Origin of the sequence: Neolewinella marina, assembly GCF_002631205.1 — a bacterium.
Lineage (GTDB): Bacteria > Bacteroidota > Bacteroidia > Chitinophagales > Saprospiraceae > Neolewinella > Neolewinella marina.
Genome location: NZ_PDLO01000001.1, coordinates 213974 through 225731 on the forward strand (window position 1 = coordinate 213974; position 11758 = coordinate 225731).

Annotated in this window: 7 protein-coding genes; 5 read left to right on the forward strand and 2 right to left on the reverse strand. The window is 61.0% G+C overall.

Annotated elements, in window-relative coordinates; genetic code table 11:
- The first annotated feature begins 16 nt into the window (after positions 1-16).
- The gene (locus CGL56_RS00840) at positions 17-1546 is read left to right on the forward strand and encodes a hypothetical protein (protein ID WP_099104606.1); all 1530 of its coding nucleotides are present in this window, start codon (positions 17-19) and stop codon (positions 1544-1546) included.
- Between the two features lie 28 nt (positions 1547-1574).
- The gene (locus CGL56_RS00845) at positions 1575-2801 is read left to right on the forward strand and encodes an APC family permease (RefSeq protein WP_143470564.1); all 1227 of its coding nucleotides are present in this window, start codon (positions 1575-1577) and stop codon (positions 2799-2801) included.
- A gap of 7 nt (positions 2802-2808) precedes the next feature.
- Here the strand turns inward: CGL56_RS00845 and smc are convergent, their stop codons facing one another.
- Positions 2809-6360, reverse strand: a complete 3552-nt coding sequence (gene smc, locus CGL56_RS00850) for a chromosome segregation protein SMC (protein WP_099104608.1) — start codon at positions 6358-6360, stop codon at positions 2809-2811.
- 54 nt (positions 6361-6414) lie between these two features.
- On the reverse strand, positions 6415-7281 hold the full coding sequence (locus tag CGL56_RS00855; protein WP_143470565.1) for a LysM peptidoglycan-binding domain-containing protein: 867 nt from the start codon (positions 7279-7281) through the stop codon (positions 6415-6417).
- Between the two features lie 390 nt (positions 7282-7671).
- Between CGL56_RS00855 and CGL56_RS00860 the strand changes: the two genes are divergently transcribed.
- From CGL56_RS00860 to yihA, 3 genes are all read left to right on the forward strand, one after another.
- Positions 7672-10239, forward strand: a complete 2568-nt coding sequence (locus CGL56_RS00860) for an ATP-dependent Clp protease ATP-binding subunit (RefSeq protein WP_099104610.1) — start codon at positions 7672-7674, stop codon at positions 10237-10239.
- Positions 10240-10393: 154 nt separating this feature from the next.
- The gene (infC, locus tag CGL56_RS00865; protein WP_209280266.1) at positions 10394-11038 is read left to right on the forward strand and encodes a translation initiation factor IF-3; all 645 of its coding nucleotides are present in this window, start codon (positions 10394-10396) and stop codon (positions 11036-11038) included.
- 85 nt (positions 11039-11123) lie between these two features.
- Positions 11124-11753, forward strand: coding sequence for a ribosome biogenesis GTP-binding protein YihA/YsxC (yihA, locus tag CGL56_RS00870; protein WP_187305559.1), 630 nt, complete (start codon positions 11124-11126; stop codon positions 11751-11753).
- Positions 11754-11758: the final 5 nt, after the last annotated feature.

The following is an 11758-nucleotide window of genomic DNA, read 5'->3' on the forward strand; positions in this document are numbered from 1 at the left end:
GACGCGTTATCCTCCTATGCCAATCCTTGAATACCGATGGACCGTTCCGACCCGTTACGGTCCGGCCACCTACACGATAGAACTTTCCGACACCCGTCCCGCCCGGATTACGGCTTTGCCCCTGGCCGGCATGCCCGAAAGCGTGCTCAAGCTCACCTACGGTGCCAACTGGGAAGGGGTCCGCGCCTACCTGCAGGACCTTGCCGCCACCCTGCCCTACCGCCTCACCGCAGCCCTGGCTACGGCTTCTCCCCCGCCCCCCTTCCAGGGATTGGTGGAAGCATTCCGCGACAACTTCCCCGACGCAGCCCAACTGTCCACTCCGGCCGCCACGGGTTCCCTGGCCCTCTACGCTTTCGACGAAGCGGAAGTGAACGCTGCGCTGGAGAGGATCACCCTTTCTGTACCGGAAGTCGACTGCCCGACGGATACCGAAGCGTTGATCGACTACCTGCAGGCCCTGCTGGCAACGGCCACGGACTCCACCACCCGTTTATTATTCAAGGTGCTGGGCGCGCTGGGGCACGGCCGGGCCCGGGACGTCCTGCTGGGACTACTCGAGTCGGAAGGGCGGCATCCGTATACCGCGGAGATCCTGCAGGCGCTGAGTAACTATGCGGAAGCGGCTACGCTGGTGCGGTTGGTGGAAGTGTACCGGACGGGAAAAATCGGTGAGGAGAATCTTCCCCCATACCTCGGGCTACTGAAGGCATTCTCCGGCCCCTTTGCGCAGGAGCACCTGGTAGAACTGTTGGACGACCATCCCCGGCAGGTTGAGCCCATCACTGAGGTGTTGCGGTCCAATCACCTGTCGGTAAGCTCAGTATCCCGCATTATCCATACCAGATTCGATAGGGAGCAGGACTACCCCGTACTCGATGGGCTGTTGCGGGAGCTGCTGCGGCTGGAAGGGTCCGAGGCGCCGGTCAGCCTGGCTGACATGAACCAAAAGGTGGATGCCCCCGCCTTTACCGACGTCCCCCCGGTGAACTGGCCCCAGCAATTGGAACCGGGGTGGGCGGAGCTGGTGCGGCTCACGCCCCGTAAGGAGGCGCTGGACATCATCAGCGAATATCTGAACCGTCCGGAGCCCCGGTTGCAGCGCAACGCCCTCCTGCAACTCAAGGTGCTGCTGTCCGGGGAGGTACCGGCGGACCCACTGCCCGAACGCATTGAATCCCGCCTGCGCACCCTGGTGGCCTCCCGCTACGACAAAGTGTACGTGGAGGCACTCAATGTACTCGGCCGCCGTGCCCTGCCGCTGGCCGACCGGACGGCCATGCTGGATGCCGTGCTGGGCATCAGCATTGGATCACGCTACCGCTTCGTGGTGTTGACCGCCCTGCGGCGCATTGGCCACTCCGCTACCTACCGCGACCGGGCCCGTGACTACCTCCTGAAGCAGATCCGGGAGACTACTGATCCAGAACGCCTTGAACAGATTGCCGCCCTGTTGCCTTTTGTGGAAAAATACCTCGGGGACATCGACGACCTGCGGCAGGCACTGCGGGAGCGGGTCCCCACCGGCGGGCAAACGCCGGGGTAGATCCGTTCATCCAGCAAAACCATTCGGCTTGGCAGAAGCGCAACTGAAACGCAACCTAGGACTTCTTGACATACTAATGTTTGGCATCGGCGGCATCGTCGGGGCCGGTATCTACGCCATCGTCGGCGAAGCGGCCGGCATCAGCGGCAACCTGCTGTGGGCCAGCTTTCTGGTGGCGGCCACCGTAGCGCTGCTGACCGCCACCACCTACGCCGAATTCGTGAGCCGATTCCCCGACGCGGGTGGCAGCTTCGAATACGTCAAGCAGGGGTTCGGGCAGACCACGGCCCTGTGGTTCAGCATCATGATGCTGTTCACCGGGGTGGTAGCAGCGGGGGCCATTGCCATCAGTTTCAGTGAGTACCTCGGGCGGCTCTGGGAGGTTCCCCGGTGGATTATTACCCTCGGGGTTATCGTGGTCATGGGGCTGATCAACGCCGTCGGCGTACAGCAGGCCAGCTGGTTCAATACACTGGCCACGGTGGTCACCCTGGCCGGCCTGGCTGCCATCGTTTACTTCGCCATACCGGAGTGGGGCTCGGTTCCCCTGCTGGAATCCGAGGGCGTCGGCTGGACCGCCATAGCCTCCGGCGGGGCGCTTATCTTCTTCAGCTTCATCGGCTACGAGGACCTGGTAAAGATGGCCGAAGAAACCCGGGAGCCCAGGAAGACCATGCCGCGCGGCATCCTGATTTCGGGGGTAGTCGTGCTGCTGGTGTACCTGCTCGTGGCGGTGAGCGCGGTGTCCGTTCTTCCACCGGAGGAACTGGCGCAGGAATCCGGTCCACTGGCGGCGGTGTTGCGGCGGAGCGCGGGTGCCGGCTGGGCCACGGCCATTGTCGTGGTAGCCCTGTTTGCGACCAGCAAGACGATCCTGTCCAACATCCTGGGCACCAGCCGCCTGCTTTACGACGTGGCCCGCGATGGTGGTATGTCCTGGTTGCAGCGGCTGACCCGCGTTAACCGGAAAACCGGCACCCCCTTGCCGGCCATTCTCCTGATCACCCTGCTCGCGCTGGCCTTTGGCCTCATCGGAAACCTGAAGGTGGTGGCCAGCATCAGCAATATATTTATTATGCTGGTCTTCCTGGCCGTCAACGCTGCCCTGCTCAATTTTCGCCGGCAGCACCCCGATGCACCCACCCCGCGGTTCCGGGTGCCCCTCCAGGTCGGGGGCTACCCCCTGCCGACCATGCTCGCCCTGGTGGGCGTGCTGATCCTGCTGGGCTTTAACGTCGCCAATATTCTGGGTTAAGTCCGGGCTAGCGGGCGGAAAAGGTCGTACTTCCTTCCAGCTCGGTGAACTGCACGGGAACCACGCCGGAGCCCCCCTGCTCGGTGGTGTACACTCCGTAGATGGAATCCACGGCCTCCATGGTCAACTTGTTGTGGGTGACGATGATGAACTGGCTGTCGCGGCTGAACTTCTTGACGATGCGGTTGAACTTCGCAATGTTGGCATCGTCGAGGGGGGCGTCCACCTCATCGAAAATACAGAAGGGGGCCGGCTTCAGCAGGTAGAGGGCGAACAGCAGGGCCGTAGCCGTGAGGGTCTTTTCACCCCCCGAAAGCTGGCTGATGGTCTGGGGTCGCTTGCCCTTGGGTTTGGCCACGATCTCAATGCCGGATTCCAGGGGATTCTCCGGATCCAGCAGGATGAGGTCGCAATTGTCGTCTTCGGTGAACAGGCTGCGGAACACGTCGATGAAGAATACCCTGACCCGCTCGAAGGCGTCCAGGAACTGTACCGTAGCCGTGTCCTCGATTTCCTTGATGGTCTTGAGCAGCGTCCCCTTGGCCGCGATGATGTCGTCGCGCTGCTGGGTGATGGTTTCGTGCCGCTCCTTCATCTCGTCGTAGGCTTCCACGGCCATGGGATTGATCTCCCCGTAATTTCCGATGCGGCTGCGGAGGCGGTCCACCTTGATTTCCAGGTCGGTAACCGTACCGGTCCATTCTTCCACTTCCACCGCTGCGAGTTGCTCCAGGTCGAGGTTGAACTCGATCTTGAGGCGTTCCTCCACGCCGTTGAGCTTGAAGCGTACGTCCGTGAATTTCTCCCGCAGCTGGTTCACCTTCACCTGGGCATCCTGCCGCAAGCGGTTTTCCCGGCGAAGTTCGTCCTCGCGGGCGTTGATCAGGGAGCGGGCGTCGTAGTAGGCCTTTTCCGCCGAGCTCAGGGTGGCCTGGTATTCCTCCTTTTCCTGCCGCATCTGACCGATGTTGCGCTCCAGGGTGCCTTCCTGCTGGCTGATCTGCCCGGCCTCGCGCTCCAGCGACTTCAGCTGTTCCCGGTTGGTCACCTCCTGCCGCTGCAGTTCTTCCCGGCGTTTGCCCCGGAAGGCCAGTTCCCGTTCCAGGGTTTCCACCCGGTTTTGCTGCTGGATGAAGAGGATGTTCTCTTGGTTGTAGGCCGCACTGGCCGAGGAGAGCTCCTCGCTCAGCCGGCGGTAGTCCTCGTCGGTACCGGCTACGTTGTGGCGCAGGTGATTGATTCGGTCCCTCAGGCCAATGAGTTCGGCGTCCATCTCGCGGTTCAGCTGCACCAGCTTGTCGGCCTCCTCCTGCAACTGGGCGTTCTTCGCCTGGGTGTCGGTGAAGTAGGACTGAAAGCCCTCGGCCCGGGCCTGTAGTCCGGCGGCCCGCTGCTGCAGTTTGTTCAGCTCACGCTGCTTCTCCGGAATCTGGCGATCGAGTCGCTGTCCCCGCAATTCGGCCAGGGTGGAGCGCTGCTGCTCCAGTTCACGGCTCAGGGCGGCGGAGCGTTCCTCGGCCTCGCGGATTTCGCGGTGGAGGAGTTCGAGGTTTTTCTTGCGGCCGATCTTCTTGCCCTCGAACAGTCCGACGGAACCACCGGATACCGAGTAGGCACGGCGGATGTACTGCCCGCCGCTCGACAGGATGGTCACCCCATCCGCGGGCTGGGGCGGCAGTTGTTCCTCCGGGGTCACGTAAACGCCATGCAGTAGACGGTCGGTGAGCTTGCGGAAGGGTGCGTCCACGGTTACCACCTCCGCGGCGGGGCGGGTTCCGGCGGGGGAAGCGGTTGGGGCGGTAGCTTCGTCGGGGATGGCCTCCAGGATAAAAAAGTGTGCCTTGCCCTTCTGCTTGTCGGCCAGCAACTGGATGGCGGCCTGGGCCTCCTGGGGGGAGGAAACGACGTAGTGGTTCAGGTAGGGCTCGAGGAAGTTCTCGATGGCCGCCCGGTAATCGGGCTCTACCAGCAGCAGGTCGGAAAGCAGCTGGGGGTCCGGGGTCCAGCTGCGGTTCTTGCTCAGGTAGCGGATCGACTCGGGAAACCCTTCCAGGCTGTCGATCATGCTCTTGGTCAGCTTGTATTCGTTGCGGCGGGCGTCTAGTCCCCGGTTGATGCGCCCGAGTTCGGACTGCAGCCGCTCGGACTCTCCTACCGCCGTTTCGATGGCCTGCTGGCGTTGGGCTTCCCGGGTTTCGAGATCCGCCAGGGCGGCGGCGGCGGCCGATTCATCCGCGTTCAGCTGCTGGATTTCCGACTCGAGGGTGGCCCGCTCCTTGGTGCGGTTCTCCATTTCCTCGAGGTTGCGATCCACCTGGTAGCGGTAGTTGTCGACCTGGTTGGAATTGATCGCCCGGCGTTTCTCCAGTTCAAACACCTTGCGTTCCTCCTGCTGCTGTTCGCGTAGTCCACTATCGAGTTGCGACTTCAGGCCGGCGTGGCCCTCTTTTACCCGTTGCAGGGCCTGCTCGGCTTCCTGTCGGGCCGCCTCCCGCTGGGTAAGCTTTTCGCGCTCGGCACCCAGCTGTTCGGTCATTTGACCGATCTCGGTGGCGTAGGTTTCCAGTTGTCCGCTGGCGGCGCGGATCTCTTCGGCCAGCTTGCGGGTCTGCTGGTCGATGAAGGTCTTGCGCTGCTGCAGCAAGCGCTGGTCGTTCTCAAGGCCGCGGAGTTCCCCGACCAGGGCGTTCAGTTTGCGTTGCCGCTCTCCGACCAGCCGCTCTTTGTCGACGTGGCGCTGCCGTTCCTGATCGAGCTGGGTTTCCAGCTCGGTGATGCGGGATTCGGTATGCTTGTAGCTTTCTTCCGCCTGGGCGGTCTCCTCTTTGAGCCGGGCGTGATCGAGCCGCAGTTTCTCTACCCGAATGCCGGTCAGCAGCAGACTGAAATCACGGTACTGTTGCTTCAGGTCGCGGTACTTGCGTGCGCGCTTGGCCTGCTTTTCGAGGCTGCTGAGGTTATTGGTGATCTCGTGGAGGACGTCCTCAATACGGTCGAGGTCATCCTCGGTGTTCTTGAGTTTGCGCAGCGACTCCTTCTTCCGGTCCTTGTACTTGCTGATGCCGGCCGCCTGCTCGAACATCCGCCGCCGGCTGTTGTCCTTGTCGGCCAGGATGTCGTCCACCATGCCCAGGGCGATGATGGCGTAGGAGTTGGAACCGATACCGGTGTCGAGGAAGAGGTTGCGGATGTCCTTGAGTCGGCACTGCACCCCGTTCAGGCGATACTCGGAATCGCCGCTGCGGTAGAGCATCCGGGTGACGGTCACCGTGGTGTAGTCGGTGGCCAGCAGGGACTTGTCGTTCTCGAAGGTGAGGCTGACGGAGGCCAGGTTGCCGGGCTTCTTCTTGCGGGTTCCGTTGAAGATCACGGAGGCCATCTTGTCGAGGCGCAGTTCGGAGCCTTTCTGTTCGCCGAGTACCCAGCGGATGGCGTCCACGATGTTGCTCTTGCCCGAACCATTGGGGCCTACGATGCCGATTACGTCGGCGTCGAAGTTCACCACCGTCTGGCTGGCGAAACTCTTGAATCCCTTTATCTCCAGTTGCTTCAGTCGCATTCGGCCCGCAAAGGTACTACGCAGCCCTGGCTTTCCCTTAGTGGATAAGCAAAACTAAAAGTGGCGCGTCCTTACGTAAAACTCCTTGTCGCGCACGCCGAAGGCCTGTACCAGTAGCGGGCTCACCACGAGGATGACGCGGCTGTCGTAGACCTGTTCGGGGATGCGCCCCACGACCTGGGCGTAAATGGTCTTGCGGCTGCGGGGCTCCTCGATCTCCACCAGGCTGCCCAGGGGGGCGGTGCGGTGCAGTACCATCCATTTCGAGCGGTCGCCCCGGGTGGTCCAGGCGGCCTTCCCGTTGGTGAACAGCGGGGTCTTTTTGGCCGTCAGCGAATCCCAACGGGCGTGCAGGGGGCGGTTGCGCAGTACGTAGGGATCTTCTACCCTGACCTGGGCGTCGGGGTTGATGCCGTCGATGCGCAAGTAGCCGATCTTGACTACCTGACCGGGTTTAAGGTTCTCAGCCGTTAGTCCGGGGTTGAGGGCCTTGATTCGGCTGTCGTCGGGATGACCCAGCGTACGCCGGGTAAGCCCAAAAAGGGTTTCCCCGGGGGAGAGGCGGTAGCGCACGGGCACGAACCAGGCCACGCTGTCGCGGGAGAAACTTGGCCGGATGACGGTGCGGGGAATGGCTACGGTGACCTTAGTGCCGGGGGTATAACCTTTTCTTAACGCGGGGTTCAGGCGGTAGAGGTCGTCGAGGCTGAAACCGTAGAAACGGGCCGCGCCGTAGAGGGTCTGCTTCGGGGCCAGGTAGTGGTCAAAGAGGAGGTGGCCGGAGGCCGGATCGGAGCGCAGCACTACGGTATCCGTGGGCAACAGGAAGTAAAGGCTATCGCCGGTAGCGCCCAGGTTCTGCAGGAGAAAACCGGCACAAAAGATCAGACTCAGCAGGAACTTCGGTGGGAAAAACTTCATGGTAGCAGTAATGCACAGGATCCGGTTGTGGGCCACCGGCGGGGCGTGGGTAAAGGTAAGCAGAAGAGAGTGGACGCCGGACCCACCGGCCTATTCCTTAGGCTTTTCTTAAGTCGGCTGCCTCCCAAAACCGCCGTCCCCCTGCCTGCGGCGGGGCCGATAACCAACTATTGGCAAATAGCTTTGTTTCGATACTGTAACGCAAGGGGGCCGCCGAATTATGTTGGCAAGCCCGGGCGAATTGTCAGGATTTTTTGTCAGTACCCGAGTGATGGCACAGTTCTTTCAGTTAGCCCTTACCTTTAAGGCAGGGCCCTTACGCTTTACGTTATTTTATGGCACCGGCGCCCCGCCGCCTAATTTATTGATTACCCCTCCAAAGTTTATTGAATGAATCCTCCACAGCGGGAATTTAACCCCGAAATAAAGCAGGCCATGGCCCGCGGCAAGCAGGAGGCCGAGAAGATGGGCCACACCTACGTGGGCCCCGAACACCTGCTCCTGGGTGTCCTGAGCATGGGCAACACCCTGGCCACCCGCGTGCTGCGCAACCTGGCCGTAGACATTGAAGCCCTCACCGACACCCTGCGCGAGAACATCCAGCGCAACGGTGGGCAGGCCAGCAGCCACTCGCTGTCGAAACTGCCACTGAACGACAAGGCCGACCGCGTCCTGAAGGTTACCTTCCTGGAAGCTAAGGCCCTGAAAACCACCCAGGTGAGCCCCGAGCACCTCATCCTGTCTATTCTGCGCAACAAGGAATTGCCCGCGACCAAGATTCTGCGGCAGTTCGAGGTGGAATACGAAATTTACAAAGCTGAACTCGACTACGTGAAAGACGAAAAGGACTTTACCGAAGACCTCTCCCTGCCGCTGAGCCAGGCGCCCGGCAGCGGCGACGAAAGTTTCGAAGACGACGACGCCGGACGCGGTGGTCAGGGCCGCGGCGGACGCGGTCAGGGTAACTCCAAGTCCCGCACCCCCGTGCTCGACAACTTCGGCCGCGACATCACCGCCCTGGCGGAAGAAGATCGCCTGGACCCCATCATCGGCCGGGAAACCGAGATCGAGCGGGTGTCCCAGATCCTGAGCCGCCGCAAGAAGAACAACCCCATCCTGATCGGCGAACCCGGCGTGGGCAAGACCGCCATCGTGGAAGGTCTGGCCCTGCGCATCCGCGACCGCAAGGTGAGCCGTACCCTCTTCGACAAGCGCATCGTGATGCTGGACCTGGCCGCCCTGGTGGCCGGTACCAAGTACCGCGGTCAGTTCGAGGAACGGATGAAGGCCATCATGACGGAGCTGGAGAAGAGCCGCGACGTGATTCTCTTCATCGACGAGATTCACACCATCGTCGGTGCCGGTGGAGCCACCGGCTCGCTGGACGCCAGCAACATCTTCAAGCCCGCCCTGGCCCGCGGTGAACTGCAGTGCATTGGTGCCTCCACCCTGGACGAGTACCGGCAGCACATCGAAAAGGACGGTGCCCTGGACCGCCGCTTCCAGAAAGTACTGGTCAATCCTCCCAGCGCCGAAGAGGCCGTGCACATCCTCAACAACATCAAGCCGAAGTACGAGGAGTTCCACAACGTCAACTACTCCGACGATGCCATCGAGGCCTGTGTCAAGCTGAGCGACCGCTACATCACCGACCGCTTCCTGCCGGACAAGGCCATTGACGTACTCGACGAAGTAGGCGCCCGCACCCACCTCAAGAACATCACCGTGCCCAAGCACATCGAGGAGGTGGAGAAGAAGATCGAGGAGGTAAAGGAGCAGAAAAATTCCGCGGTCAAGAACCAGCAGTACGAGCGTGCCGCCGACCTGCGCGACCAGGAAAGCAAGCTGCAGCGCAACCTCGAAGACGCCAAGAAGCAGTGGGAGGAGGAATCCAAGACCAAGCGCTACCCCGTCAACGAGGAAGACATCGCCGAAGTGGTCAGCATGATGACCGGCATCCCCGTGCGCCGCGTTGCCCAGAACGAAAGCAAGAAGCTGGTGGGCATGGAGGGTGACCTCCAGTCCGTCATCATCGGGCAGGATGACGCCATCACCAAGGTAACCAAGGCCATCCAGCGCAACCGCGTGGGCCTGAAGGACCCCAGCAAGCCCATCGGTACCTTCATCTTCCTCGGCCCCACCGGCGTCGGCAAGACCGAGCTGGCCAAGGCCCTGGCGAAGTACATCTTCGACAGCGAGGAAAGCCTGATCCGCATCGACATGTCGGAGTACATGGAGAAGTTCAGCGTCAGCCGTCTCATCGGTGCGCCTCCCGGCTACGTCGGTTACGAAGAGGGCGGTCAGCTGACCGAGAAGGTCCGCCGCAAGCCGTACAGCGTGATTCTGCTCGACGAGATCGAGAAGGCCCACCCCGACGTCTACAACATCCTGCTGCAGGTGCTCGATGACGGACAGCTCACCGACGGTATGGGACGCAAGGTGGACTTCAAGAACACCATGATCATCATGACCTCCAACATCGGGGTACGGCAGTTGAAGGACTTCGGCCAGGGCGTAGGTTTCGCTACCAAGGCCCGGACGGAGAACGCCGAGTCGAACAGCAAGGCGGTAATCAACAACGCCCTGAAGCGCACCTTCTCGCCGGAGTTCCTGAACCGGATCGACGACGTGGTGATCTTCAACAGCCTCGGCCAGGACGAGATCTTCCGCATCATCGACATTGCCCTGTCGGACCTCTACAAGCGACTGAGCGGTATGGAGTTCAAGCTGGAACTTGCCGAGGACGCCAAGAAGTTCGTCGCCGAGAAAGGCTTCGATCCCCAGTTCGGGGCCCGTCCGCTGCACCGCGCGATCCAGAAGTACATCGAGGATCCGCTGGCGGAGTATATTCTGAACAACAACCCGGAAGGGGGCACTGCCCTGGTGGCCAAGCTGAACGAAAGCGGTGATGGCCTGACCATCGCCCAACAGGAAGTAGTCACCTCCGAGGAGCAATAGCTTACGACCGGCCGGCGCGGCTCCCACAGGCGCGTCGGCCGGTTTTATTTTCCTCCGGTACCAAATAATTTAATGTTCTGGAGGGACAGTAGGGATTAGGATGAACTTTAGCATCCTCCGTACTTTTACATTTTATAACATAACCCAACATCTATTGGCTAAGAGAAGAGGCGGCGGCCGCAACCGTTATACGCGTAGAGAAGAAACTACCCCCCAATTCCGGATCAACGACATGATCCGGGTACCCGAGGTACGCCTGGTTGGCGACAACCTCGAGGAGATTTCCGGTGAAATCGGAACCAAGCTGGAAAGCGGCACCGTTTTCGACACCCGACAGGTAAAAGGCTGGGGACGTGACCTGGGCCTCGACCTGGTGGAAATCAGCCCCAATGCTTCCCCTCCCGTAGTCCGTCTGACCGACTACAAGAAGTTCCTCTACGAGAAGAAGCGCAAAGAAAAAGAAATCCGCAACAAGGCCGTGAAGACGGTCATTAAGGAAGTCCGCTTCGGCCCGAATACGGACGACCACGACTTTGAATTCAAGGTCCGCCACGCACGGGGCTTCCTGGAGGACGGCGCCAAGGTAAAGGCCTACGTACACTTCCGCGGCCGCTCCATCGTCTTCAAGGATCGCGGCGAGCTTCTCCTGCTCCGCTTCATGAAGGAACTCGAGGACCTGGGTGCCGCCGAGGCCATGCCGAAAATGGAAGGCCGCCGGATGAACGTCATCATCAGCCCGAAAAAGGTTGCCAAGAAATCCAAATCCAAGTCCGATTCCGACAGCGATTCCAACGACTGATCGTGATCGACGATGCATAGGGGCGTCCGCTTACTTCGGTGAGCGGACGCCCTTTATTTTATGACTCCGCAAACCCCTTGCCGCAGTGGCCCAGATCAAGACCTCAAGTTTCCATTCTTCCCACGCCCGCGTGGATCAGGCCCCCAAGGACGGTCGCCCGGAATTCGCCTTCATAGGGCGCAGTAACGTCGGCAAGAGCAGCCTGATCAACATGTTGGCCCAGCGCAAGGAACTGGCCCACACCAGTGGCAAGCCCGGCAAGACGCAGCTGCTGAACTACTACCTGATCAACGACAGCTGGTTCCTGACGGACCTCCCGGGCTACGGCTACGCCAAGCAGAGCAAGAAGACCCGTTCCAAGTGGGAAAAGCGGATGGAGAACTACTTCCTCAAGCGGCAGACCCTGGTGAGTGCCTTCGTGCTCATCGACAGCAATGTTCCGCCCCAGGAGATTGACCTGGAGTTCGTCAACTGGCTGGGGGAACACGGTATCCCCTTCGTGCTCGCCTTCACCAAAACCGACCGCCGCAAGGCCAAGGACGGAGCACACGTTGCGGCCTTCCAGGAACGACTCAAGGAATACTGGGAGGAACTGCCACCGGCTTTCCTCACCAGCGCCGTAAAGGAAATCGGCCGCGATGAGGTGCTGACGTACGTCGAAAGCGCCTTAAATACGGTAAATTGGCCGTTCTACGCTGATACCGCCACCCGCTAGACGGA

Coding starts and splice junctions, on each gene's coding strand:
- CGL56_RS00840 (WP_099104606.1), top strand. CDS start 17: ATGCCAATCCTTGAATACCGATGGACCGTTCCGACCCGTTACGGTCCG.
- smc (WP_099104608.1), bottom strand. CDS start 6,360: ATGCGACTGAAGCAACTGGAGATAAAGGGATTCAAGAGTTTCGCCAGC.
- CGL56_RS00855 (WP_143470565.1), bottom strand. CDS start 7,281: ATGAAGTTTTTCCCACCGAAGTTCCTGCTGAGTCTGATCTTTTGTGCC.
- CGL56_RS00860 (WP_099104610.1), top strand. CDS start 7,672: ATGAATCCTCCACAGCGGGAATTTAACCCCGAAATAAAGCAGGCCATG.